Raw genomic sequence first — 25,124 nt, 5'->3', positions numbered from 1 at the left:
CGTAGGAGGTACGCGATGAACGGGCTGTTCCTGATCTTGGCGCTGGCGCTGTGCCTTCTGGCGCTGACCTTCGTGGCCTATCCGCTGCTGCGCCCCTCGCCCCGGGAGGGCGGCGAGACGCCAGCGGCCGTCAACCGCGCGGTGCACCGCGACCGGGTCCGCGAGCTCGACCAGGACCTGGCGGCCGGCCTGCTGACCCCGGCGCAGTACGAACTGGCCCTGGCCGACCTGGAGCGCGAGCTGCTCGACAGTGGTGCCCTGGCCGAGGGCGGTGCGGCGGCGCCGCGCCCCCGGTCGCGGCGCCTGGCCACCCTTGCCGCCGCACTGAGCCTGGCAGGGCTGCCCTTCGCCGCCATGGGGCTCTACCTCGGGGTGGGCCATGCCGAGGCGGTCTTCGCCATCGCCGAACCCGCGTCGCGCGAGGCACCGCCGGTGTCGGCCGAGGGGCGCCAGCGCGAGTTCCAGATGCTCGCCCAGCAGCTGCAGGGGCGTCTGGCCGACGCGCCGGATGACCTGGAGAGCTGGGTGCTGCTGGGCCAGACCCAGGTGTACCTGGATGACCCGGCCGCGGCGGAGCGCGCCTTCCGCGAGGCCATGCGCCATGGCGGCGACCGCGACCCGGACCTGCTCACCCGCTATGCCGACGTGGTGGCCGAGCGGCAGGGCGGGCTGGCCGGCGAGCCGGCGACGCTCATCGAGCAGGCGCTCGCCCTCGATCCCGACCACCCGCAGGGGCTGTGGATGGCCGGGACCCTGGCCTTCGAACAGCAGGAGCCGGGCGCCGCCCGGCAGCACTGGGAGCGCCTGCTCGAGGTGCTGCCCGCCGAGTCCCGCGAGGCCGAGATCATCCGCGGCAACCTGGCCCAGGTCGCCGCGGCGAACGGCGAAGGCTGAGAGTACAACACCAAGTCTGGGAGGTGGACATGACCACGCCGCTGAGCAGAGACGCCCTGCAGGCTGTCCGTCAGGTACCCCTGTTCACGGGGCTGGCCGACGATACCCTGGCCCTGCTGACGGCGGGCGCCCTGGAGCGCAGCTACCCGCGCGGCACCCTGCTGTTCAGCGAGGGACAGCCGGCAGACCGTTTCTACGTGGTGCTCAGCGGCTGGGTGAAGCTGTTCCGCGAAAGCCCCGACGGCAACGAGTGCATGGTGGGGCTCTTCACCCGCGGCGAGTCCTTCGCCGAGGCCGCCATGTTCGACCGCCTGGGGTTCCCCGTGCATGCCGCCGTGGCCGAGGATGCCCGTCTGCTGATCTTCACCGCCGATCACTTCCTCACCACCCTGGAGCAGAACCATGGCCTGGCGCTCAACCTGCTGGCCAACCTCTCCAGCATGCTGCGCTACCTGGTGCGTCAGCTCGATCAATTGACCAACCAGCCCACCTACCAGCGCCTGGCGGCCTTCATCCTCTCGCTGTGCCCCTGCGATGCCGGCCAGGCCACCGTGCGCCTGCCCTGCGACAAGCTGCTGATCGCAGGGCGGCTGGGCATGAAGCCGGAGAGCTTCTCGCGCGCCATGGCGCGGCTCAAGGAGGTCGGCGTGCGCTGCGAGCGCAACTGCGTGCGGGTCGAGGACATCGACGCCTTGCGCGACTTTGCCGACGGCGGCGAGGGGCGCGAGCGCGCCGCCACCACGCTCAACGGCACGCCCGTCCGCTCGGTCGCTTCCGCCCATGCCGCGCGCTGAGCGCGGCGCCGTCGAGGCGCATCCGGGTCAAGGCAGGGCGGGCCGCTTCGATGATTTATTTGGTGCCACCTCTGACATAAGTCAACTCCAGAATGCATCTATTGACAGTGGTCAAGTGAGGGCGGGCGACAAGGTGCTACTACTAACGCAGGTGGAGGGTGGCAATGGCTCCGGCGAGATCGGCCGGGGCGGGCACCCGCCAGCCACTACCCCAAGGGGAAACCAAGCGAGGCACGTGTTATGTACAAGAGAGCTTTGAGCAAGGGGATCTTCGCCCTCAGCTTCCCGCTGGCGGCCATGGCGGGCGCCGCCCAGGCCGCGGCACCGGAGCTGAGCGAGGAGGAAATGGAGCGCGCCAGTGACATCTACTTCCAGCGCTGTGCGGGCTGTCACGGCACCACCCGTGGCGGCGCCACCGGCCCCGACCTGCTGCCCGAGAATACCCAGGAGCTGGGCCAGCGTCGCCTGGAGAGCATCATCACGCTGGGTACCGAAGGCGGCATGAACAACTTCGACGGCATGCTCTCCAAGGAAGAGATCACGCTGATTTCGAAGTACATCCAGAACGAGCCGGTCGAGCCGCCGGAGATGTCGCTGGCCGACATGAAGGAGCGCTGGAAAGTCTTCGTCGAGCCCGAGGATCTGCCCACCGAACCCCAGCACGATCTCAACTGGGAAAACTTCATGGTCACCATCCTGCGTGACCGTGGCGCCATGGGCATCATCGATGCCGACACCAAGGAGCTGGTCACCGAGGTCGAGACCGGCTATGCCGTGCACGTGGCCAAGGAGAGCTCCGACGGCCGCTTCTGGTACGTCCAGGGTCGTGACGGCCGTCTCTCCAAGATCGACCTGTGGATGGACCCGCCCCAGGTCACCGCCGAGGTGTTCATCGGCTATGACGCCCGCGACGTGGCCGTTTCCCACTACGGCGAGTGGAAGGACAAGTACGTCATCGGTGGCGCCTACTGGCCGCCGCACGCCGTGATCACCGATGCCGACACCATGGAGCCGCTCAAGGTCATCTCCACCCGTAGCTACGACACGGAAGGCAACTTCCGCAACGAGGCTCGCGTGGCGGCGCTCTATAACACTCCGCATGCGCCGACCTTCCTGGTCAACGTCAAGGAGTCCGGTCAGGTCTGGCAGGTCGACTACAGCGACCTCGACAACCTGCGCGTCGACATGATGGAGACCGCCGAGTACCTGCACGACGGCTTCTTCGACCCGACCGGTCGCTACTTCCAGATCGCGGCCAACATGAGCAACAAGATGGTGTTCATCGACACCGAGACGCGCAAGAAGATCAGCATGCTGGAAACCGGCGTCAAGCCCCACCCGGGCCCGGGCGCCAACTGGAATGACCCTGAGTGCGGTCCGGTGGCCGGTACCACCCACCTCGGTGAAGGCCTGATGACCTTCTGGGGCAACGATCCCGAAGGTCATCCCGACCAGGCCTGGCAGATCTGCGATCAGATCGAGACCGACGGCCCGGGGCTCTTCGTGCGTACCCACCCGGAGTCCAACAATGTCTGGATCGACCAAGCCATGCACCCCGAGCCCGACGTCAACCAGTGGGTCATGGTCATGAACAAGGAGACGCGTGAGCTGACGCCGATCCACGTGGCCGATCGTCCCGCCGAGCACGATGCCGTGGCGGTACACATGGAGTACGACCAGACCGGCACCGAGGTATGGGTCTCCATCTGGGCCCGCGGCGAAGGTCACCAGGACGACGGCGCCATCATCGTCTACGACGACAAGACGCTGGAAGAGAAGGCGCGCGTCGAAGGGCTGAACACGCCGACCGGCAAGTTCAACGTCTACAACCGCAAGAACCACGTCGGCTGATCGCCGGCCGACCCCGCCGGGGCGCCTACGGGCGCTCCGGCCTCTTCTTCAGCCGTTTCCCTCGCGCCAGGCGCCGGCGGGGAGCGGCTGGGCAAGGGGCCGGATACCACCACACAACAAGGCGGCAGGGCAGGCAACGACAGTGACAACTCGTGTCATGACATATTCGGGAGACTGACATGCAAGGGGAGCGTCCACGCAACTGGCGCAAGATCACGATCATGGGAGCGTCGATCAGCGCTGCCGTGGTTTTCTTCGTGGCGGGCATCTTGTTCTGGGGCGGCTTCAACACCGTGATGGAAGCCACCAACAACCTGACCTTCTGCAGCTCGACCTGCCACGAGATGAGCTGGGTCTACGAGGAGTACCAGGACCGGCCGCACTACGAGAACGCCACCGGGGTCGGCGCCGAGTGCTCCGACTGCCACGTGCCCGACGCCTGGGGGCCCAAGATGATCCGCAAGATCAAGGCCAGTCGCGAGGTGTGGCACTGGATGCTGGGCACCATCGACACCAAGGAGAAGTTCGAAGAGAAGCGGCTCCATCTGGCCGAGAACGTCTGGCGATCGATGCTCAAGACCGACTCCCGGGAATGTCGTAACTGTCACGACTGGTCGAACATGGACCTCGAGGTGCAGGCCCAGCGCGCCAGCCGCCAGCACGCCCGCGCCTTCGAGCAGGGCCAGACCTGTATCGAGTGCCACCAGGGCATCGCCCACGAGCTGCCCGAGAACTGGGACGAATCCCCGGTGTGGGCGAGCCGCTTCGAATACGACACCGAGGCGGACGAGGACGCGACGGGCGACGAGCCCGATCTCGAGACGGCATTGGAAGAAGAGGATCTCGGTGAGGCCACCACGGTCAGCGAGAACATCGCGTCAACCCTCGATTGGGAGGCCGTCGAGGCCGTCGATCTGACGCTCTTCCTGCCCGGTCAGGCGTCCATCGAGTGGATCCGCGACGGCAGCGAGCACGGCGGCGGACGTGCCGTCGAGTTCGGCGACCGCTGCATCTGGTGCCACCAGGGGGAAGAGCAGGACATTGGCGCCCTGGCCACCTCTGCCGAGAAGATCGAGACCTTCGATCTCGGTGACAAGCGCGGCCATGTGCCGATGAGCGTCAAGGCCGCCTTCGATGACGACTACCTCTACATGCAGTTCCAGTGGGAGGAAGGCGAGCACGCCCCGCTGCCCTTCGTCGACGGCGGCATGATGGACCCGGACAACCCCTTCAAGCTGACCGTGAGCCTCTCCGACGGCCGCGTCGAGCTGGCCGAACAGGGCGGCTGCTGGGCCAGCTGCCACCACGACTCGCGCAACATGCCCGATGCGCCCGAGCCTGACGCCCTGGCCACCAGCGACCTGGTCGATCGGCTCGACCTCGCCGACGGCGTGACCAAGTACCTCGGCGAGAGCCGCACCGACATCGAGGTCCGCGGACGCCGTGGGGCGGCACGCGGCGGCTGGGACAAGCTCAAGGAGGAGCAGGAGATCCAGGAGCTTCTCGACGGCGGCGTCTACCTCGACCTGGCCCGCTACCGGAGTGGCGACGCCACTACCGAGACCGGTTATGTTCTAGATGAGCGCCACTTCAGCGACAGCCAGTCCGTGGTGTTCAGTGCCGAGGAGCAGGACGGCGTCTGGACTGCCCACCTGACCCGGGCGCTGACGACCGGTTCGGTGGGGGACAAGCCGCTCAACCTGGACAACCTGTACAGCCTCAACGTGGCACTGCACGACGACTTTGCCGACTCGCGCTTCCACCACGTCTCCTGGCAGTACGGCCTGGCTTTCGGGGCCGAGAACCCCGACGAGACCTTCGGCGCCGACATGGTGGAGATCAACGCCACGCGCGTCGAGTGACGTGCCACACCGGGGAAGGGAGGAGCTTGAATGCGATACCCGCGACTGATACTTGGCGCCGCCACCCTGGCCACCCTGCTCGCGGGCGGGGCGGCCCTGGCCGGCGACTCGGTGGTCGAAGTGGAAATGCTCGACTACGAGTACCATCCCACTGAGCTCGAGGTCGAAGCCGGCACGACGGTGCGCTGGGTCAATGCCGAGACGCGCACCAGTCACGATATCTACTTCGCTGACGAGGACATTGGCTCACCGCGGCTCTTTCCGGAGGAGAGCTGGGAGCGCACTTTCGAGGAGCCCGGCACCTACCCCTACCACTGCCGTCCCCACGAGAACCGGGACATGCAAGGCGTGGTCACAGTAGTGCCGGCCGAGTGAGGCAACTTCACTAACCCTGCGAAGCGGCGGTCGGCGATGGCCGGCTGCCGCTTCCCGATCGAGAGGAACGGGAATGGCACGACTGATTCGCCCCGTGGCCTGGCTGGGCGGCTGCCTCGCGGCACTCGCCTTCACCACTGCACTGGCCGCACAAGGGCCCTCGGGTTACCGCAGCGCCGAGTTCGGCATGTCCCACGAGGAAGTGATGACGGCCCTCGACAGCGACGACGCCGTGGTCAATCTCTCCGTCGCCGAGACCGACGAGGGAGACCGCATCATCGACGGCCAACTGCAGGCCGAAGATGCGCCGGTCACCGACCTGCGCTACGTCTTCCCCGCAGGCAGTGACGGGCTGGCGCTGGTGCTGACCTTCCATCCCGAAGTGACCCAGCGCGCGGCGATCGTCGAACGGCTGGAAGCGCGCCACGGCGACCCCTGGGAGCAGGAGATGGCCGACTGGTGGTTCGACCAGTTGAAGGAGAGCATGCCCGAGCCGCCCCAGAGCCTCACGGTGTGGGGCGGCAGCGGCGATGAGGCAACGCAGCGCGGGCGCTTCGTCCGGCTGTGGACCTTCGACGACTACCTGTCGGTGGAGTACCTCGACACCCAGCGGTTCGAGTGAGACGCTGCGAGAATCCGGAGCATGGCCGCCCGTGAGGGCGGCTTTCCTGTGCGCACCCGGTGAGGAGAGCGCGCCTTGCGAAGCGAGGAGAGAGCGATGAAACCAAGTCTCGTGCTGGCCGGGTTGGCGATGGCCTGGCTGGCTGTCGGCGCCCACCCGGTTCAGGCCAGCGAGCCGCACGGCCACGCCGCGGAATCGGCCGAAGCGGCAGCGGGGCCCCATACGGTGCACGGTATCTTTCTCGGCTATGACGAAAAGACCCACCGGGTGACCATCGCCCATGAAGCGACCCCCGACGTGATGATGGCCATGCGCATGCGCCTGGCCCTGCCGGAGAGCGAACCGGCGCCGAGCCTGTCGCCAGGCGACAAGGTCCGCTTCCAGATGTTCAGCCGGGTCGAGACCGGGCGCACCTGGCATGCCCGAGAGCTCGAACCGCTGCCGGACGACACAGAGTTGGCCCTGCCACAGGCGCTGCGCGACAAGATAGGCCACTGAGGGACGCTCCACGGATCGCAGCACGCCAGCCTCGTTCCCGGCCCCGCGGGGTCCTCGTTCGCCGTGCAGCCTCAGCCCCTGTTGAAGGGTTCGATCAACCCCAGGAAGGGTAGCAGGGTGAGGGCCAGAACGGCCGCCACGGCCAGGGCGATCAGCAGCATCTGCACGGGATGCTGCAGCAGACGGCGCCACAGGGTGGGCTGCTCCCCGCGGGCGAGGCGCGCCGCCTGCTCCTGGCGCAGGCGCTGGCGGCGTTCTGTCTGGTAGCGCTCGATCAGCTCGCGCGCGGCCGCTTCCTGGCTCGCGTGGCGCAGCCAGATGGCGGCCACCCCCAGGCGCCAGAAGCCGGCGTGGGTCTCGTAGGTCTCGAAGCCGTGCTCGGCGAGCAGCCTCCGGATATCCTCGGCCTCGTCATCGGGCACGTTGCCCAGGTGAAACAGCAGTACCGTCATTCCCGCTCCATTCCCCACACTTGCGCCACCCCTCGGGCCAGCGCCGTGGGCGTTGCTCTCAATCCGCCTCGCGGCACAGCCCTTCGGCCCGGGCGATGGCGCGGTCGGCGCCGTCCAGAGCGAAGGTCATGAACCAGTGGTTCTCCTCGGCGAGGGTGAAACGCAGCCGCAGCGTCTCGCCGTGGCGCATCTCCTCCATCAGCAGAGCCTGCTGCGCCAGGTAGAAGTGCGCATAGAAGCCGCTGTCGCCACGTTCGGTAAGAAATTCGGCCATGCCGCTGTGGATGGTTTCATGATCGACGCGCAGGTCGGCGGGGACCAGATTGACGGCGCGATCCGCCGCCTGGCGTTCGTCCAGGTCGACGCGCACCTCGAGCCAAGGCAGGTCACAGAGCCCGGCGGTGAAGTTGAGGCTGAGGATGGCGTCACTGTAGCTGTCGGCTTCCAGGGCGCGGAAGTGGCGCTCCTCGCCGAGGCTCAGAAGCGCGGATTGCCAGGCGCCATGGCGCTGGATGTCGCTCGTGTTGAAGGTGGTGGCCAGGGCCCAGGGAGCGGCCAGCAGGCCGGTCAGCAGGCAAGCGAGGGTGGCGGGCAGGGAAGGCGGCATGGCACGGCTCGGGACTCGGGCAGCACGGAAAACGGCATGGTAGCACCCGCCGCGCCGGTCGGCGACGCGGTGCTGCCGGCGTGCCCGCCAGCCGCACGACCCAAGCGGCCGGGTCAATCGAAGTCGCGGCTGGGCAGCAGCCAGTCCTCCGAGGGCGAATGGCCGGCCTGCTCGGCCTGTTGATACTGCTCGACCATGATCTCGGCGATCGCCGCCAGGCAGGCATCCAGGCTGGGGTGGTCGTCGCCGCTCTCGAAGGCGGGCTCCGGCTGCAGCGGGGTCTGGATGTAGTGGCTCTGCTCGGCGCTGTAGCGCTGATTGGCCAGCTGCCGGTAGACGCGGACGCGGATGGTGGTGGGAATCTCGCCGAGACAGAAGGCGGTTTCGGTCACCAGGTGGCGCTGCTGGGTGACGAGCGAATGGCGAAGGGGACTGGGTTGCTCCGAGCTCATGGCGACTCCTGGCCAGCAAAAGGGAGGATCAAGCGCGAGACTAGCACCCCGTCGCCGGGGCGAGAAGCACTCGCCGTCGAGGGGCTTCTTCCTGGCATAAACGCCCTGGTCACGCAGGATTGCCGAGCAGACGCAGGATGGCGGGTCGGGGTTGATACAGGTCAGGGTTTCTGCCGACTCCTGTGCTAACGTGTAGATGCTTTCTAAATACTTCTTTTGCCATCGCCGCCACTCGTTTCTAGACTGCCTTTCTTAGATAGCCGAGTGGCCTCCTGGCGAGAGACGAGCGCACGGAGACGAGTGGATGAGGGTGTTGCACACCTGGCTGTGGGTGTTGGTACTGCTAGTGGCGGTGGTGCTGTCACCGCTGGCGCAGGCGCAGGAGGACTGGCTGCCCGAGGTGTTTCCCGAGGCGGATGCCCTGGGCGAGCCGCTGGAGGAGGTCGCGGCGCAGAGCGTGCTGCGCGACGGCGAGCCGGTCGGCTACGTCTTCGAGACCAACGACATCGCGCCGATCCCCGCCTATTCGGGCAAGCCGGTCAACATGCGCGTGGGCATGGACCGTGAGGGGCGGATCACCGGCGTGCAGGTGCTGGAGCACTCCGAGCCGATCATGCTGGTAGGCATCCCCGAGTCGGTGCTCGACGACTTCGTCGCCCAGTACCAGGGCAAGGAGGTGCAGCAGAAGGTGCGGGTGGGCCTGTCGCGCCGCGAGCGCGAGGGCTACGAGAGCGTGGATGCGGTTTCCGGCGCCACCGTCACCGTGGTGGTGATGGGCGAGGGGATCATGCGCTCGGCACGCCAGGTGGCGCGCGAGGTGGGCATCCTGAGCGGCGGCGTCACCGAGCCGGCCAGCGTGCGCCACGATCACTTCGAGCAAGCGAGCTGGAGCGAGCTGCGCGAGGAAGGTGCCATCGGCAACCTGCACCTGACCCGCGGCGAGGTCGACGAGGCCTTCGAGGGCACGGAGGCCGAAGACGTCGACAGCGTTCCCGAGGGAGCCGAGGACGAGACCTTCATCGACCTCTACTTCGCCTACCTCAACGTGCCCACCATCGGGCGCAATCTGCTCGGCGAGCGCCAGTACGACGACCTGATGGAAGCGCTGGGCGAAGACGAGCACGCCCTGGCGATCATGGCCGACGGCCGCTACTCCTTCAAGGGCTCTGGCTTCGTGCGCGGCGGCATCTACGACCGCATCCTGATCCACCAGGGCGGACGCGCCAATCAGTTCCATGACAGCGACATGCGCCGCCTGTGGGGCATCGAGGCCGAGGGGGTGCCGAGCCTGCCCGAGCGCGACATCTTCATCCTGCGAGAGGATACCGGCTTCGATCCGGGCCAGCCCTGGGAGCTGGAGCTGCTGGTGCGCCGCCAGGTCGGGGCGCTGGATACCGAGTTCGCCAGCTTCTCGTCGGAAGTGCAGGTGCCCGAGCGTTTCCTCGACTTCCCCGAGCCGGTGGCGGACGACCTGGCCGAGGCGGAGGCACGCCCGCTGTGGATGTCGGTGTGGGAAGACCGGATCATGCACATCGTGGTGCTGGGAGCGGGGCTGGGTGTGCTCACCTTCATCCTGCTGTTCCAGGACTGGCTAGTGCGCCGTCCGCGCCTGCTGCACGTGCTGCGCTACGGGTTTCTGGTCTACACGGTGGTATTCATTGGCTGGTACGCCCTGGCGCAGCTTTCGGTGGTCAATATCCTCACCTTCACCAACGCGCTGTTCACCGATTTCCAGTGGTCCACCTTCCTGATGGATCCCATGATGTTCATCCTGTGGAGCTTCGTGGCGGTGTCGCTGCTGCTGTGGGGGCGCGGCGTCTACTGCGGCTGGCTGTGCCCCTTCGGCGCCATGCAGGAGCTGATCAGCGCCGTGGCCCGCAAGCTCAAGGTGCCCCAGTTCTCGGTTCCCTTCATGCTGCATGAGCGGCTCTGGGCGCTGAAGTACATCATCCTGCTCGGCCTGTTTGCCGTCTCCCTGCAGTCGCTGGGCCAGGCCGAGGTATATGCCGAGGTGGAGCCCTTCAAGACGGCGGTGCTGCTCAAGTTCCAGCGCGAGTGGGGCTTCGTGCTTTATGCGGTGGCGCTGCTGGTGATCAGCGCCTTCAACCACAAGTTCTTCTGCCGCTACTTCTGTCCCCTGGGCGCCGGCCTGGCGATCCCCGCGCGCATCCGCCTGTTCGACTGGCTGCGGCGCCACAAGGAGTGCGGCAAACCGTGCCAGATCTGCGCCCACGAGTGCGAGATCGGGGCGATCCATCCCGATGGGCACATCAATCCCAACGAGTGCCACTACTGCCTGGACTGTCAGGTGACCTACTACAACGATCGCAAGTGTCCGCCCATGGTGGTGCAGCGCAAGAAGCGCGAGAAGGCCGCGCGCCTGAGCAGCCGGGCGGCGGACGCCCAGCGCATTCCCGCCACGGAGGTGTCGGGGAACGAGACCTGAAGGCCTGGACCTGAAGGCGCAGCAATCGGTGGGGTGTCGCGGCGAACGGGCCCCCTGCCGGACAACGCCGAACCTAGCGTCGGCATCGAGAACGTCTCTCGAATAATGAAACGGAGGTAGTGTCATGAGTGACCAGCATCACGACGACAAGCCGACCGCGGCGCCGGGCGCCACGGTCAACCAGGGACGTCGTCGCTTCCTCGCGGGCAGCGCCATGGTCGGTGCCGCCAGCGTGGCCGGCGTGAGCGGCGTGGCAGGGGTCGGTGCCCTGACCCGCAGCCAGCCGGCCCAGGCGGCAACCAACGGCGCCGATATCAGCGTGCCTCCCGGCGAGCTCGACGAGTACTACGGCTTCTGGAGTGGCGGCCACAGCGGCGAGGTGCGCGTCTACGGCGTGCCCTCCATGCGCGAGATCATGCGCATTCCGGTCTTCAACCACTGCTCCGCGTCCGGCTGGGGGATGACCAACGAGTCCAAGCGCATCCTGGGTGACAGCCACCGCTTCACCAACGGCGATGCCCACCACCCCCACGTCAGCTACACCGACGGTAGCCACGATGGCCGCTACCTGTTCATCAACGACAAGGCCAACACCCGGGTAGCGCGCATCCGTCTGGATGTGTTCAAGACCGACAAGGTGATCACCATCCCCAACGTCCAGGCCATCCACGGTCTGCGCCTGCAGAAGGTGCCGCGCACCAACTACGTATTCTGCAACGGCGAGTACATGATCCCGCAGCCCAACGACGGCCGTGACCTCAACGACCCGTCCAAGTACTACACCATGTGGAATGCCATCGATGCCGACACCATGGAGGTGAAGTGGCAGGTGATGGTCGACGGCAACCTGGACAACATGGATGCCGACTACACCGGCAAGTATGCTGCGGCGACCTGCTACAACTCCGAAGGCGCCATGGACCTGGCCGGCAAGATGCGCGCCGACCGCGACTGGGTGGTGGTGTTCAACATCGAGAACGTCGAGAAGGCGGTGGCCGACGGCAACTTCATGACCATCGGCGACTCCGAGGTGCCGGTGGTGGACGGCCGCAAGAGTTCCGGTCTCAACGTCACCCGCTACGTGCCGGTGCCCAAGAACCCGCACGGCCTCAACACCTCCACCGACGGCAAGTACTTCATCGCCGCCGGCAAGCTCTCGCCCACCGTCTCCATGATCGAGATCGCGCGTCTGGATGACCTGTTCGCGGGCAACCTGGCCGACGAGCGCGACGTGATCGCCGCCGAGCCGGAAATAGGCCTGGGGCCGCTGCACACCACCTACGACGGCCGCGGCAACGCCTACACCACGGTGTTCATCGACAGCCAGGTGGTGAAGTGGAACATGGACGCCGCCGTGCGCAACTACAACGGCGAGGACGTGGACTACATCATCCAGAAGCTCGACGTGCACTACCAGCCGGGCCACAATCACGCGACCCTGGCCGAGTCCAAGGATGCCGATGGCAAGTATCTGTTCTCGCTGAATAAGTTCTCCAAGGACCGCTACCTGCCGGTGGGCCCGCTGCACCCCGAGAACGATCAGATGATCGACATCTCCGGCGACGAAATGGTACTGCTGCACGACACGCCCACCTTCGCCGAGCCCCACGATGCGGTGATCATCCGTCGCGACCAGATCACCACCAAGCAGATCTGGGACCGCGACGATTCCTTCTTCGCCGAGACCGTGGCCAGGGCCCAGGAAGACGGCATCAACCTGGAGACCGACAACCAGGTGATCCGCGACGGCAACCAGGTGCGCGTCTACATGACCTCGGTGGCGCCCAACTTCGGTATCCAGGAGTTCACCGTCAAGCAGGGTGACGAGGTCACCGTGACCATCACCAACATGGACAAGGTCGAGGACCTCAGCCATGGCTTCTGCGTGGTCGACCATGGCGTGAGCATGGAGATCAGCCCGCAGCAGACCTCATCGATCACCTTCACGGCCGACAAGCCCGGGGTGTTCTGGTACTACTGCAACTGGTTCTGCCATGCCCTGCACATGGAGATGACCGGGCGTATGCTCGTCGAGCCGGCATAATGCCGGAGGGGCCGGCCGCGCCGGCCCCGTTCTCTCTTTATCGCGTTGAGATCCCCATGCGATTCATTGGCTTATTGCTTGCCTTCCTGTTTCTGGATTTCGCCGAGCTCAAGGCGGCGGAACACCAGGTCGCCCCCCAGGGGCGGCCACTGCAGGCGGTGCTCGACGCCGCCGAACCGGGCGACAGCGTGCGCCTGGCCGCCGGAGTCTATCCCGGCAATTTCGTAATCACCGAAGCGATCACGCTCAGCGGTGCAGACGGCGCCATCCTCGACGGCCAGGGCCATGGCAGCGTGCTCACCGTCGAGGCCGCTGGCGCGCGCGTCAGCGGGCTGCACATCCGCAACGATGGCGCCAACATCACCGACATGGATAGCAGCATCTTCGTGGCCGAGAGCGCCACGGGGGCGGTGATCGAGAACAACCGCATCGAGGCGCGCGGCTTTGGTATCTGGCTCGACGCCGTGGCTGACGTGCGCGTTGCGGGCAACCGCATCAGCGGCGATACCGCGCTGCGCTCCCAGAACCGCGGCAACGGCCTGCAGCTCTACAACGTGACCGGTGCCGAGATCATCGACAACGAGGTATGGCAGGCCCGCGACGGCATCTACATCGACGTCAGCAACGGCAACCGGCTGATCGGCAACCTGCTGCGCGACCAGCGCTACGGCGTGCACTACATGTTCTCCCAGGACAATGTGGTGCGCGACAACGTGACCCGCAACAACCGCCTCGGCTATGCGCTCATGCAGTCGCGCAACCTCGAGGTGGTGGGCAACCGCTCCGTGCGCGACCAGAACTACGGCTTTCTGATGAACTACATCGTCGACTCGGTGATCGCCGAGAACGTCTCCATCGAGGCGCAGCGCGGCGTCACCCCGGGGGCGGCGACGGGCGACGGCCATGCCATCAGCGGCGCCGAAGGCAAGGCGCTGTTCGTCTACAATTCCCTGTTCAACGACATCCGCGACAACCTCTTCGCGCGCACCGAAGTCGGCATCCACCTGACCGCGGGCTCCGAGGACAACGACTTCCACGGCAACGCCTTCGTCGGCAATCAGACCCAAGTGAAATACGTGGCGGTGCGCGAGCAGGAGTGGTCCCATGAGGGGCGCGGCAACTACTGGAGCGACTACCTGGGCTGGGACCTCGACGGCGACGGCCTCGGCGACGTGCCCTACGAGCCCAACGATTCGGTGGATCGGCTGATCTGGACCTACCCGCTGGCCAAGATTCTCATGAACAGCCCGGCGGTGCAGGTACTGCGCTGGGTGCAGCGCGAGTTTCCGGTGCTGCGTCCGCCCGGCGTCAAGGACAGCCACCCCCTGATGAGCCTACCGGACTGGATGGCGGAGACCCTGCAATGACTCAACCCGTGATCGCGATGGCCGCCGTCAGCAAGCGCTTCGGCGCCCTCACCGCCCTCGACGAGGTCAGTCTGACCCTGGGCGAGGGCGAGGTGCTGGGCCTGATGGGCCACAACGGCGCCGGCAAGTCCACCTCGATGAAACTCATCCTCGGCCTGATCCGCCCCACGGCGGGCCACCTCGAGGTGTTCGGCCGCGACCCCAGTGGCGCCGAGGCCAACGCCCTGCGCCAGCGCCTGGGCTATCTGCCCGAGAACGTGCAGTTCTACGAGCAGCTCAGCGGCGCCGAGGTGCTGCGCTATTTCGCGCGGCTCAAGCGCGTCGACCGGCGCCGCGTCGAGACGCTGCTCGAGCGCGTGGGCCTGACCCACGCGATGCACCGCCGGGTGAAGACCTACTCCAAGGGCATGCGCCAGCGCCTGGGGCTGGCCCAGGCGCTGCTCGGCGAGCCGCGCCTGCTGCTGCTCGACGAGCCCACCGTGGGCCTCGACCCCATGGCCACCCGCGACTTCTACACCATGGTCGACGAGCTGCGCGGCAAGGGCGTCAGCGTGGTGCTCTGCTCCCACGTGCTGCCCGGCGTGGAACGTCACATCGACCGAGCGGCGATCCTCGGTCAGGGGCGGCTGCTCGCCGCCGGTACCATCGACGAGCTGCGCGAGGTGGCCGACCTGCCGCTGGTGGTGCGCCTGCGCACCAGCCAGCCGGCGGAGACTCTGGCCCGCCAGCTGCATGCCTTCGGCGTGGTCGTCACGCCGGGCGGCGGCGGGCGCCTCGTCCTGGCCGTTCCCGCACGTGCCAAGGTCGAGGTGCTGCGCAGCCTGATGGCCGACGGCGCCGTGGAGGACATCGACCTGGAACCGCCGACGCTGGAATCCCTGTATGCCCACTTCGATGCCGCCCTGCATCCCCAGGACGCCGCATCGATGGCGGAAGCCAGCGAGCCGGCACCTGCCCGCCCCGAGGAGGCCAACGCATGAACCATCTCGTCACCGTGGCCGGCAAGGAGTTCCGCGACGGCCTGCGCAACCGCTGGGTGCTGGCCATCACCCTGGTGTTCGGCCTGCTGGCCATCGGCCTGGCCTACTTCGGCGCCGCGGCGTCCGGCCAGGTGGGCTTCACCGGCGTCGCCACCACCATCGTCAGCCTGTCGAGCCTGGCGGTATTCCTGATTCCGCTGATCGCCCTGCTCCTCGCCTACGACAGCGTCGTCGGCGAGGAGGAGCAGGGCACGCTGCTGCTGCTGCTCACCTACCCCATCAGCCGGGTGGAGATCCTGGCCGGCAAGTTCCTGGGCCATGCGGCGATCCTCGGCGTCTCCACCCTGGTGGGCTTCGGCGTGGCGGGCCTGATCATCGCCGCCCTGGGCGGGCACGACAACCTGGGCGAGCTGCTCGCTGCCCTGGCGCTGTTCATCCTCTCCGCCACCCTGCTGGGCTGGGCCTTCATCGGCTTTGCCTACCTGATCAGCGTGAGCGTGGCGGAGAAGTCGCGGGCGGCGGGCATCGCCCTGATGGTATGGTTCGCCTTCGTGCTGGTCTTCGACCTGCTGCTGCTGGGGCTGCTGGTGGGCACCGGCGGCGAGGTGAGCCAGGGGCTCTTCCACGTCTTGTTGCTGCTCAACCCGGCCGACATCTTCCGCATTCTCAACCTCACCTTCTTCGAGGCGGCCAAGACCCAGGCGGGGCTCGCCTCCATCGGTGCCGATGCCGCCTTCCATCCGGCGCTGCTGCTCGGTGCCCTGAGCCTGTGGGTCGCGGCACCGCTGGGCGCGGCGCTGTGGATCTTCCGCCGGCGGGAGGCCTGAGTTCGATGACTGACACCATCACCAGCGCGCCCCGATTGACGCGTCGCCGGTTCATCCTCGTGGTCGGCGGCGTCTCGCTGGCTGCCTTGGCCGGCTGCGGCGGCGAGGAGGAGACGAGCGTGGCCTGTGCGCCCGAGCCCATCGCGGACGGCGACGAGTGTGCCGTGTGCGGCATGTTCATCACCGGCTCGCCCGGGCCCAAGGCGCAGGCCTGCCTGCGCGACGGACGGCTGCTCAAGTTCTGCTCCACTTCAGACCTGTTCGTGTGGTTGCTGCAGCCGGACTCGCCGCCGCAGCTGCGCCAGGCCTACGTGCACGACATGGGGCAGACGCAGTGGGAGGCCCCGGCCGACGACGCCTACATTGCCGCCGATACCGCGATCTACGTCACCGAGCAGCCGCTGCGGGGCGCCATGGGGCCGACTCTTGCCGCCTTCGCCAGCGCAGCGGACGCCGAGGCCTTCATGACCGAGCATGGCGGGCGCCAGCTGGCCTTCGCCGAGGTCGACGTGGCGACCGTCAACCAGCTGGCGCGCACGCAGATGGAGCGCGGCTCGCACAGGTCTGACAGCATGTAGTCGCTCGACCCGGCCCCCAGGCGTATCGCCGCTTGTCGGCGGGCGCCACGCGAAGCGCCCCGGCCGGGTAACCGGCCGGGGCGCTTGTCGAGCGAGGCGTGTCGGTGGGGATTACTGGGAGTCTTCCACCATGTAGTCCACGGCGGCCTTCACCTGCTCGTCGCTGAGCTGGGCCTGACCGCCCTTGGCGGGCATGGCGTTGAAGCCGTTGATGGAGTGGTCGTAGAGGGTTTCCATCCCCTTCTCGATGCGCGGCGCCCAGGCCTCCGTGTCACCCTTGATGGGCGCGCCGGCAGCGCCGGTCATGTGGCAGGCCATGCAGGCCTGGTTGTAGACGGCTTCGCCATCCGGCTCCTCTTGAGCCATTGCAGTGAAAGCGAGGGTGGAAGCGCCGACGAAAAGTGCGGCAGACAGCAGTTTCATGGTCGTTCTCCTGGTCATTGCTATGCACGGAAAGTCTCGCCAAGGGGCCGACAGGCCCGACTCGGAGCGGGCTTTCATCCTATGTCAAGCGCATGGCTTGACAAACCTTACTTCTCCGCTGTGGGAATCTGCATCAGCTTGGCCAGCTGGGGCTGTCGCTTGCCCAGCATGTCGGCCAGGGTATAGCGGTCGAGCACCTCGAGAAAAGCCGTCAGCGCCTCGTTGAGGATCGGCTTGAGCCGACAGGCCGGGGTGATGATGCAGTCGCTGTGGTCGCGGAAGCACTCGACGAGCGACAGCTCGTGCTCCATGTCGCGAACCAGCGCGCCGAGCGAGATATCCTCGGCGGCCCGGTTGAGCAGCAGGCCACCGTTCTTGCCACGGATGGCGGTGATGTAGCCCTTGTGGCTGAGTTCCTGCACCACCTTCATCAGGTGGTTGCGCGACACCCCGAAGGTTTCGGCGATCTCGGTGATGGTCGCGCGCTCATCGCCCTTGACGGCGAGGTAGATCAGCACACGCAGCGAATAGTCGGTGAAACGGGTCAGATGCATGGGTTTATGGCTCGGCAGTCCCTTGATGCGCGTCAAGGCTCATGAATCGGGGCCTGAAATTCTATCACCGACCCCTGAAATGACGGCGCCCGTTGGCGGTGCGGCATCGGGTCGCGTCAGCACGAAGGTGGCGACACCGGCGAACAGCAGCCCCAGGGCGGCCAGGCCCCAGGCGGGCATGCCCATGTGCCACAGCAGCAGCCAGCTCAGCAGCAGCAGGCCCACCGCCAGGGGCTTGCTGCCCCGGGGAACGGCGCGCGCCTCTTGCCAGGCGACCAGCAGCGGCCCCAGGCGCGGATGCAGCCACAGCCAGCGGTCGAGCCGGGGCGACGCCTTGGGTGCTGCCCAGGCTGCCACCAGCAAGAAGGGCGTGGTGGGCAGCAGCGGCAGAAGCAGGCCGAGGGCGCCGAGGCCGATACTGGTGACGGTCAGGGCATACCAGGCAAGCCGGGGTATCCGGGCAGTCATGGCGTCTCACCGATTGGCAGCAGGACACATAAATAGTATTTTACATGCATGCTTGATAGCAATGCAAAGCCGACGCGCGACGTGACGGTGCGACTCCCGGCGTGGCGGTGGTTCTTTCCCCTGGCGGCGCTGCATGCGGCACTCATGGTGCCGCTGTCGCTGTTGTCGCTCTACCACCAGTGGGAAGTGTTCCCGCAGCTCGCGTCACCGGCGGCCCATGCCCGCGAGCTGGTGTTCGGTTTTGCCCTGGCGGTGGTCGCCGGCTATCTGCTCGGCCCGCTGCCGCGTCGCCGGCTGGCCTGGCTGGTGGCCCTGTGGGGGCTGGGGCGCCTGGGCGTACTGGTCTGGCCGCTGATGTATGTCGCCACCCTGGCCGATGCGGTGTTTGCGCTCTGGGTGGCGGGGCTGCTGGTGCCACGCTTCATGGCCGCCAAGAAGTGGCGCAACCGGATTCTGTCGCCGCTGCTGGGCCTGATCTGCCTGCTCGGCGTGGTGACCCTCACCTGGCGCTACCTGGGCGACCTGCCCACCACGGCACCGCTGATGCACCAGAGCGTGCTGTGGCTGGTGCTGCTGATGACCTTCATGGGCGGGCGCATCATCGCCCCGGCGGTGAATGGTTACCTGATGCGGCAGTTCGGTCAGTCCGGGGCCGGCGTGCAGCCGCGCATCGAGGCGGCCTTGATCGTGCTGCTGGGGCTGGCGCCCTTCCTCATGCTGTGGCCGCGCCTGCAGCCGCTGGCCGCCGTGCTCGCCCTGGCGGCTGGTGCGCTGGTGCTGTGGCGACTCTACCGATGGGCGCCCGGCCAGTGTCGCGGGCGCCCCGACCTGCTGGCGCTGATGGCCGGTTACGCCTGGCTGGGGGTGGGGCTGCTGCTGATGGCGCGCACCTGGTGGCTGCCCGCCCACGATAGCGCCCCGCTGCACGCCTTCACCATCGGCGCCCTGGGCACCCTGGCCAGCGCCATCATGCTGCGCCAGGCGATCCTGCGCGCCAAGGGGCGCCCCGAGCGCGAGTGGTCTCTGCTGCCGCTGGTGGCGCTGTTCGCCACGGCGGCGACGCTGCGTCTGTGGGCGCTGGAGACGGGCAGCGTCTGGCTGGGCGTGCTGTGGGGCGCGGCGGCGGCCTGGAGCCTCGCCTGGCTGCTGGTGGCCTGGCGACTCAGGCACTGGCTGGCCCGCCAGCCGGTGCCGCACACCGCCGGGAATTGACCCGAGGCAAGAGAGACGCGCCCTGTCGAGACGACACGGGGCGCCAATGGCATACTGGCGGCATGCGGCCATGGCCAGCCATGCCCACCCCTTCAAGAGGCTGTTTCCGATCATGCAAGACGAGCTGCTGTTCAACCGTCCCCTGGTGGAGAAGTACGACCGCCCGGGGCCGCGTTATACGTCCTATCCCACGGCACCGCAGTTCCACACGGCCTTCGCTGAGGACGACTACCGCGCCGCCGCCGAGCGCAGCAACCGGGTCGCCTCGCCCAAGCCGCTGTCGGTCTACGTGCACATCCCCTTCTGCAAGAGCCTGTGCTACTACTGCGCCTGCAACAAGATCATCACCCACAACACCGACCGCGCCGCCGAGTACCTGGCCTGGCTCGAGCGCGAGATCGAGGTTCAGGGAGCGCTGTTCGACGACTCGCGGCGCATGACCCAGCTGCACCTGGGCGGCGGCACCCCGACCTATCTGACCAACGAGCAGCTCGGCGAGCTGATGGCGGCACTCGACGCGGCCTTCCACTTCGCCGAGCCCGCCGAGCGCGAGTTCTCCCTAGAGGTGGATCCGCGCACGGTCTCGCCTATCCAGATCCATGAGCTCCACGCCCTGGGCTTCAACCGCCTGAGCTTCGGCGTCCAGGACTTCGACCCCGAAGTGCAGAAGGCAGTCAACCGCGAGCAGAGCGAGGCGCAGGTGGTGGAGCTGGTCGAGGCGGCCCGCGAGGCGGGCTTCCAGTCGGTGAGCGTCGATCTCATCTACGGCCTTCCGCTGCAGACGGTGGCGAGCTTCGACGCCACTCTCGACAAGATCATCGCCCTGCGCCCCGACCGCATCGCCACCTACAGCTACGCCCACCTGCCGGAGCTGTTCAAGGCGCAGCGCCTGATCCGCCCCGAGGACATGCCGCCGCCGGAGCGCAAGCTCGAGCTGCTGGAGCTGACCATCCGGCGCTTGACCGCAGCCGGCTACGTCTACATCGGCATGGATCACTTCGCCCTGCCCGAGGACGAGCTCAGCCGGGCCCGCGAGAACGGCACCCTGCAGCGCAACTTCCAGGGCTACTCCACCCATGCCGACTGCGACATCGTGGGCCTGGGCATCACCGCCATCGGCAAGGTCGGCGACACCTACAGCCAGAACGTCAAGGAGACCGCCCAGTACCAGCACCGCCTGGCGAGCGGCCGGCTGCCGGTGATGCGCGGCTACCGCCTCAACGACGACGACCGCCTGCGCCGCGACGTGATCAACGCCCTGATGTGCCACGGCCGGGTCGACTTTGCCGACATCGAGGGTCGCCACGGCATCGATTTTCGCGACTACTTCGCCGATGCCCTGACGCAGTTGACCGAGATGGCCGACGACGGCCTGATTGTCATCGACGATGATCGCCTCGAGGTGCGCCCGGCCGGCCGGCTGATGATGCGCAACCTGGCCATGGCCTTCGATGCCTACCTCAAGCCGGCGGAGAACCGCTTCTCGCGCACGGTGTAAGCGCTCCCCCGGCTGACCGCCGTCGTCGGCAAGGCTCGAGCCGGCCGACGGCGGCAGTACCCCCGGCCACACTGTGATGCCGGTGCTACCTGGCCGATCCGGGTGGTCATTCCCGTCTCATGCTTTCGTCTTACGCAACGCCTCCGTCTTCTGGCCTCGCGGCATCGCCGCGGGCCGCTGCCGTGCGCCCTGCGGGTGGATCAAGGGCAGGGCGGAAAGGCAAGCGCTCGATACAAAAAATATCCAGATATGGTGCTTGAACCCGAGAATTGGACTATATATGGTGTGCAGGCCCCGGTCGGGGCAGTGGGGTGCGCTTGACGCATATCAGTGCGCAGCGTGGCCAGGGCGCCTAGGATGAACGGTTCGCCGGCCCGTGCGAGAAGGGGCCGACGGTTCATGGTCCAATGACGAGACGCCGACCAAGGAGAGTGTCCATGTTGCCGCTATCGCTGCCGCGCCCCCCCGCTCCGACCCGCCTGATTCGTGCCATCGACCCGCGGGTGCCGCTGCCGGTCAAATGCCGGGTGGTCGAGCCGCTGCTCAATCGCACCTTCGCCGAGCCCCTGGCGGAGGGCGAGTTCGACGCCCTGGAAGGGCGGCGCATCACCCTTCACGTGGAGGACATGGGCGTGATGCTCACGCTCTCCCTCGCCGATGGTCGCCTGGTGCTGTGCCGCGAGGCCGGCGAGGCGACCATTCGTGGCGGCTGGCGGGAGTTCTTGTGCCTGGCCACGCGCCGCGAGGATCCAGATGCGCTGTTCTTCCAGCGCCGGCTGTTGATCGAGGGCGACACCGAGCTGGGGTTGATGGTCAAGAACCTGCTGGACAGCCGCGAAGAGGGCCTGGCCCAAGGGCGGCTGGGTGAGTGGCTGGCGCGCCTGGAGCGGCTGGCGCGACACGACGACTGAATCGACGATTTCGAGCTTGCGGAGACCCTTTGACATGAGCACTTCCACCAAGGCCGTCAAGACATCCAACGCGGTGCCCCTGCAGGTGCCGTCCCGTGACATCTGGGACTCCAAGTACCGTCTCAAGGACCGTCATGGGCGGCCGGTGGACAAGGACGTGGCGGCAACCTGGGACCGGGTGGCGCGGGCCCTGGCCGCCGTGGAAGGCGACAAGGCCGAAGAGTGGCTGCCCAAGTTCCGCTGGGCGCTGGAGAACGGGGCCATCCCGGCCGGGCGCATCATGTCCAATGCCGGTGCCGAGGACTACAAGCCGGCGGTGAGCCTGATCAACTGCACGGTGTCGCGCACCATCCGCGACTCCATGCACGACATCCTCGACTCCGTGGTGGATGCCGGCATGACCCTCAAGGCGGGCTGCGGCATCGGCTATGAGTTCTCCACCCTGCGCCACAAGGGCGCCTTCGTGTTCGGCGCCGGTGCCGGTACCAACGGCCCCCTGGCGTTCATGGATATCTACGACAAGATGTGCTTCACGGTGGCCTCCGCCGGCGGGCGCCGCGGCGCCCAGATGGGCACCTTCGACGTCGGCCATCCCGATGTCCGCCAGTTCATCGAGGCCAAGCGCGAGGCCGGTCGGCTGCGCCAGTTCAACCTCTCGCTGCTGATCACCGACGAGTTCATGGAGGCGGTGAAGACCGACGCCGACTGGCCGCTCGCCTTCCCGCTGCACGCCGGCGAGAAGGAGGACGTCGAACCCTCCGAGCTCATCTACCGCGACTGGCCGGTGATCGAGGAGGGCTACACCGTCGACGACGAGGGGCGCGTGGCCTGCCGCATCGTCGAGGTGATCAAGGCGCGCGAGCTGTGGGACACCATCATGCGTTCCACCTACGACTACGCCGAGCCGGGCTTCATCCTGATCGACCAGGTCAACCGCATGAACAACAACTGGTTCTGCGAGGAGATCCGCGCCACCAACCCCTGCGGCGAGCAGCCGCTGCCGCCGGAGGGCGCCTGCCTGCTCGGCTCGGTGAACCTGACCCGCTTCGTCATCGATCCCTTCGGCAAGAAGCCGCGCTTCGACTGGGAGCGTTATCGCAAGGTGGTGGCGATCTTCACCCGCATGCTCGACAACGTGGTGGAGATCAGCGGCCTGCCGCTCGACGGCCAGCGCCGCGAGATCGAGGCCAAGCGCCGCCACGGCATGGGCTTTCTCGGCCTGGGCTCCACCCTGACCATGCTCAAGATCCCCTACGGCTCGGCCGAGTCGTTGGCCTTCACCGAGGAGGTGAGCCGCAACCTGGCCATCGAGGGCTGGAAGCAGGCGCTCGAACTCTCCCGCGAGAAGGGCATGGCCCCGGTCCTCGCCGAGGACTTCGCGATCACGCCCAAGATGCTGCGCGAGCGCCCCGAGCTCAAGAAGGACGGCTACGAGGTGGGCGACAAGGTGCCCGGCCGTCTCCTGCATGCGCGCTACAGCCGCTACATGCAGAAGGTCGCCGAGGTGGAGCCGGAACTGGTGGCGGCGCTGGCCGAGCACGGCGCGCGCTTCACCCACCACAGCTCCATCGCGCCGACCGGGACCATCTCGCTGTCGCTGGGCAACAACGCCTCCAACGGCATCGAGCCGTCGTTCTCGCACCGCTACTTCCGCAACGTCATCCAGTCGGGCAAGAAGACCAAGGAGCAGGTCGAGGTGGTCTCCTTCGAGCTGGCCGCCTACCGCCACTTCATCGCCGCCGACGCCGTGGAGAGCGATCTGCCCGACTACTTCATCACCGCCGACGCGGTGACCCCGGAGCAGCACGTGGCGGTCCAGGCCGCCGCCCAGGCCTGGGTCGACTCGGCGATCTCCAAGACGGTCAACGTGCCCACGGAGTTTCCCTTCGAGCAGTTCAAGGGCCTCTACCTGGACGCCTACGAGAGCAAGCTCAAGGGCTGCACCACCTTCCGCTTCAACCCCGAGGCTTTCCAGGGCGTGCTGGTGCGCGAGGACGACCTCAAGAACACCACCTACGTCTTCGAGCTGGAGAACGGCGAGACCGTGGAGCTCGCCGGCGACGAGAAGGTGATCTACGACGGCGAGGAGCACAACGCGGCGAACCTCTATGACGCGCTGAAGGAGGGGACCTATGGCAAGTGGTAAGCCACGTCCTACTGCGATCGTGACGGCGGTGGGTCGCCGTCACCCGAGCGTCAACGAACAACCGTTTCAAGGAGCCTCGTGATGGCCGTCGAAATCAACTCCAAGATCGTCTCCTACAGCGTCAAGAAGGCCGTGGAGGAAGCGCCGCTGGCCGATGAGAACCCGCTCACGGTGCGCATTCCCTCGCGTCCTGAGGGCACCCTCGAGGCCGTCTCCGAGAAGATCTCCTACGTCGGTGCCGAGGGGCGCAAGAAGGTCTACCTGCTGGTGTCGTTCATGCCCGTGGAGGGCGTGCTCGACGGCAAGCGGGTGGTGATCGAGCGCCCGGTGGAGTTCTTCTTTCCCTCCGGCCAGCTCTCCAGCGAGCACCAGTGGATCACCGCCACCATGCGCAGCCTGTCGCTGGCCGCGCGTGGCGGCTACGTCACCCAGGCGGTGGCCGACCTGCGCAAGGTGGCCTGGGACAAGGGCCTGGTGCGCTGCGGCATGAACCGCTGGGGCAAGCCGATGTTCCACGACTCCGAGGTCGCGGCCATCGCCTGGTCGATCCAGCAGATCCTCTACCGGCGCGGCTTCCTCGACCAGGACGGCAACCAGGTGCCGGTGGAGGAGCTGGTGCGCCGCTACGCTCACCGCCTGACCCACGGCCACGCCTGGCAGCCCTCGGCCGAGGAAGAGGAGGACGCCCTCGGCGGTGCCGTTTCCACCATCGGTGGAAGCGAGGCGGGCGACGGCAAGGGCGACGGCCCCACCGTGGTCGGCCACTGCCCGGAGTGCCGCGGCGAGCTGATCATGATGGACGGCTGCCCCACCTGCTATGCGGGCTGCGGCTGGTCCAAGTGCGGCTGACGCCGCACCTCGTTAGGCAAGATTGCTCGGGGCCGCGCTATGCGGCCCCGAGGCGTTGGTAAAGTCAGGAGATCGGTTCGAGAGGGGGCAGGGACAGTTTCTGTTCGATGCGCTGCAGCAGTGCGATGAGATCGCCGACCGAGTCGGTGGCCAGATTCAGCAGGGCGGCATTCTTGTCGTGATCATCGGGATAGTCGTGGGCAAAGCGGTTACGAATGGCGCGAAGCTGCTGCCACTGCTCAGTGCTTTCCGAAGCGCAGCACGAACTGGTCCAGATCCTGAATGGCTTCGTCGTCGAGCCGTGCCAGTCGCTCCCCTGAGAGTGGGAGGTTTGGCTGAAGCGAGGCGATGGCGTGATAGAGGTGATGGACATGCCGTTGGCATTCACGCCAGGCATCGTCCAAGCGCTGCCGG

General features: G+C 67.1%; 25 protein-coding genes. 18 read left to right on the top strand and 7 right to left on the bottom strand.

Translation table 11 applies throughout. The annotated features are described in order from the left end of the window. Nucleotides 1-15: 15 nt before the first annotated feature. The 7 genes from ccmI to FEF15_RS03690 all read left to right on the top strand — a co-directional run bounded on the left by ccmI (nt 16) and on the right by FEF15_RS03690 (nt 6,896). Nucleotides 16-894: a c-type cytochrome biogenesis protein CcmI gene (gene ccmI / locus FEF15_RS03720; RefSeq protein ID WP_163557805.1), complete on the top strand. Its 879-nt coding sequence runs from the start codon at nt 16-18 to the stop codon at nt 892-894. Nucleotides 895-923: 29 nt separating this feature from the next. Further along, complete coding sequence (locus FEF15_RS03715; protein ID WP_163557804.1) at nt 924-1,688, top strand: Crp/Fnr family transcriptional regulator; 765 nt, start codon at nt 924-926, stop codon at nt 1,686-1,688. 240 nt (nt 1,689-1,928) lie between these two features. Beyond that, on the top strand, nt 1,929-3,539 hold the full coding sequence (locus tag FEF15_RS03710; protein ID WP_163557803.1) for a cytochrome D1 domain-containing protein: 1,611 nt from the start codon (nt 1,929-1,931) through the stop codon (nt 3,537-3,539). 179 nt (nt 3,540-3,718) lie between these two features. After that, entirely contained in the window at nt 3,719-5,401 is a 1,683-nt protein-coding gene (locus tag FEF15_RS03705; protein ID WP_240454059.1) for a NapC/NirT family cytochrome c, read from the top strand. A gap of 30 nt (nt 5,402-5,431) precedes the next feature. Continuing rightward, entirely contained in the window at nt 5,432-5,776 is a 345-nt protein-coding gene (locus tag FEF15_RS03700; RefSeq protein ID WP_163557802.1) for a plastocyanin/azurin family copper-binding protein, read from the top strand. Between the two features lie 73 nt (nt 5,777-5,849). After that, nucleotides 5,850-6,398 carry a hypothetical protein gene (locus tag FEF15_RS03695; RefSeq protein ID WP_163557801.1) on the top strand — a complete coding sequence of 183 codons (549 nt, stop codon included), beginning with the start codon at nt 5,850-5,852 and terminating at the stop codon, nt 6,396-6,398. 96 nt (nt 6,399-6,494) lie between these two features. After that, nucleotides 6,495-6,896 (top strand): copper-binding protein, encoded by a 402-nt coding sequence (locus tag FEF15_RS03690; RefSeq protein WP_163557800.1) that lies wholly within the window; start codon nt 6,495-6,497, stop codon nt 6,894-6,896. A gap of 71 nt (nt 6,897-6,967) precedes the next feature. On the opposite strand, the gene FEF15_RS03685 is transcribed toward FEF15_RS03690, so the two are convergent. The 3 genes from FEF15_RS03685 to FEF15_RS03675 form a co-directional block, all read right to left on the bottom strand. Continuing rightward, nucleotides 6,968-7,348: a DUF6164 family protein gene (locus FEF15_RS03685; RefSeq protein ID WP_163557799.1), complete on the bottom strand. Its 381-nt coding sequence runs from the start codon at nt 7,346-7,348 to the stop codon at nt 6,968-6,970. Between the two features lie 58 nt (nt 7,349-7,406). Then, nucleotides 7,407-7,955: a hypothetical protein gene (locus FEF15_RS03680; protein ID WP_163557798.1), complete on the bottom strand. Its 549-nt coding sequence runs from the start codon at nt 7,953-7,955 to the stop codon at nt 7,407-7,409. A gap of 113 nt (nt 7,956-8,068) precedes the next feature. After that, nucleotides 8,069-8,407 (bottom strand): hypothetical protein, encoded by a 339-nt coding sequence (locus FEF15_RS03675; RefSeq protein ID WP_163557797.1) that lies wholly within the window; start codon nt 8,405-8,407, stop codon nt 8,069-8,071. Between the two features lie 304 nt (nt 8,408-8,711). Here FEF15_RS03675 and FEF15_RS03670 point away from each other — a divergent pair, with 304 nt between their 5' ends. The 6 genes from FEF15_RS03670 to FEF15_RS03645 all read left to right on the top strand — a co-directional run bounded on the left by FEF15_RS03670 (nt 8,712) and on the right by FEF15_RS03645 (nt 16,649). Then, the gene (locus FEF15_RS03670; RefSeq protein WP_163557796.1) at nt 8,712-10,853 is read left to right on the top strand and encodes a NosR/NirI family protein; all 2,142 of its coding nucleotides are present in this window, start codon (nt 8,712-8,714) and stop codon (nt 10,851-10,853) included. A 124-nt stretch (nt 10,854-10,977) separates the two neighbouring features. Further along, nucleotides 10,978-12,897: a TAT-dependent nitrous-oxide reductase gene (gene nosZ / locus FEF15_RS03665; protein ID WP_163557795.1), complete on the top strand. Its 1,920-nt coding sequence runs from the start codon at nt 10,978-10,980 to the stop codon at nt 12,895-12,897. A gap of 56 nt (nt 12,898-12,953) precedes the next feature. After that, entirely contained in the window at nt 12,954-14,264 is a 1,311-nt protein-coding gene (locus tag FEF15_RS03660; protein ID WP_163557794.1) for a nitrous oxide reductase family maturation protein NosD, read from the top strand. Continuing rightward, nucleotides 14,261-15,244, top strand: a complete 984-nt coding sequence (locus FEF15_RS03655; RefSeq protein ID WP_163557793.1) for an ABC transporter ATP-binding protein — start codon at nt 14,261-14,263, stop codon at nt 15,242-15,244. Before FEF15_RS03660 ends, FEF15_RS03655 begins: the two co-directional genes overlap by 4 nt. Further along, nucleotides 15,241-16,071, top strand: coding sequence for an ABC transporter permease subunit (locus FEF15_RS03650; protein ID WP_163557792.1), 831 nt, complete (start codon nt 15,241-15,243; stop codon nt 16,069-16,071). Before FEF15_RS03655 ends, FEF15_RS03650 begins: the two co-directional genes overlap by 4 nt. A 5-nt stretch (nt 16,072-16,076) precedes the next feature. Next, nucleotides 16,077-16,649 carry a nitrous oxide reductase accessory protein NosL gene (locus FEF15_RS03645; RefSeq protein ID WP_163557791.1) on the top strand — a complete coding sequence of 191 codons (573 nt, stop codon included), beginning with the start codon at nt 16,077-16,079 and terminating at the stop codon, nt 16,647-16,649. Between the two features lie 111 nt (nt 16,650-16,760). On the opposite strand, the gene FEF15_RS03640 is transcribed toward FEF15_RS03645, so the two are convergent. From FEF15_RS03640 to FEF15_RS03630, 3 genes are all read right to left on the bottom strand, one after another. After that, nucleotides 16,761-17,072 carry a c-type cytochrome gene (locus tag FEF15_RS03640; RefSeq protein WP_163557790.1) on the bottom strand — a complete coding sequence of 104 codons (312 nt, stop codon included), beginning with the start codon at nt 17,070-17,072 and terminating at the stop codon, nt 16,761-16,763. A 107-nt stretch (nt 17,073-17,179) separates the two neighbouring features. After that, entirely contained in the window at nt 17,180-17,626 is a 447-nt protein-coding gene (locus tag FEF15_RS03635) for an Rrf2 family transcriptional regulator (protein WP_163557789.1), read from the bottom strand. Nucleotides 17,627-17,665: 39 nt separating this feature from the next. Continuing rightward, a complete protein-coding gene (locus FEF15_RS03630; RefSeq protein WP_163557788.1) occupies nt 17,666-18,094 on the bottom strand; it encodes a DUF454 family protein in 429 nt (142 codons plus the stop codon). 81 nt (nt 18,095-18,175) lie between these two features. Between FEF15_RS03630 and FEF15_RS03625 the strand changes: the two genes are divergently transcribed. The 5 genes from FEF15_RS03625 to FEF15_RS03605 all read left to right on the top strand — a co-directional run bounded on the left by FEF15_RS03625 (nt 18,176) and on the right by FEF15_RS03605 (nt 24,710). Continuing rightward, complete coding sequence (locus tag FEF15_RS03625) at nt 18,176-19,306, top strand: NnrS family protein (protein WP_240454058.1); 1,131 nt, start codon at nt 18,176-18,178, stop codon at nt 19,304-19,306. Between the two features lie 112 nt (nt 19,307-19,418). Beyond that, entirely contained in the window at nt 19,419-20,804 is a 1,386-nt protein-coding gene (gene hemN / locus FEF15_RS03620; protein WP_163557959.1) for an oxygen-independent coproporphyrinogen III oxidase, read from the top strand. Between the two features lie 437 nt (nt 20,805-21,241). Then, the gene (locus FEF15_RS03615; RefSeq protein ID WP_163557786.1) at nt 21,242-21,715 is read left to right on the top strand and encodes an SCP2 sterol-binding domain-containing protein; all 474 of its coding nucleotides are present in this window, start codon (nt 21,242-21,244) and stop codon (nt 21,713-21,715) included. 34 nt (nt 21,716-21,749) lie between these two features. Beyond that, the gene (locus tag FEF15_RS03610) at nt 21,750-23,861 is read left to right on the top strand and encodes an adenosylcobalamin-dependent ribonucleoside-diphosphate reductase (protein WP_163557785.1); all 2,112 of its coding nucleotides are present in this window, start codon (nt 21,750-21,752) and stop codon (nt 23,859-23,861) included. An 81-nt stretch (nt 23,862-23,942) separates the two neighbouring features. Then, the gene (locus tag FEF15_RS03605) at nt 23,943-24,710 is read left to right on the top strand and encodes a ribonucleoside-diphosphate reductase (protein WP_163557784.1); all 768 of its coding nucleotides are present in this window, start codon (nt 23,943-23,945) and stop codon (nt 24,708-24,710) included. 64 nt (nt 24,711-24,774) lie between these two features. Here the strand turns inward: FEF15_RS03605 and FEF15_RS03600 are convergent, their stop codons facing one another. Next, nucleotides 24,775-25,098, bottom strand: a complete 324-nt coding sequence (locus FEF15_RS03600) for a hypothetical protein (protein ID WP_205598468.1) — start codon at nt 25,096-25,098, stop codon at nt 24,775-24,777. Between the last annotated feature and the right edge of the window lie 26 nt (nt 25,099-25,124).

The sequence above is a fragment of the Halomonas sp. NO4 genome (assembly GCF_010994375.1).
Taxonomy (GTDB): Bacteria; Pseudomonadota; Gammaproteobacteria; order Pseudomonadales; family Halomonadaceae; genus Halomonas.
Note: the sequence above shows the minus strand (reverse complement) of the source record. Positions and strands in the feature narration are given on the sequence as shown.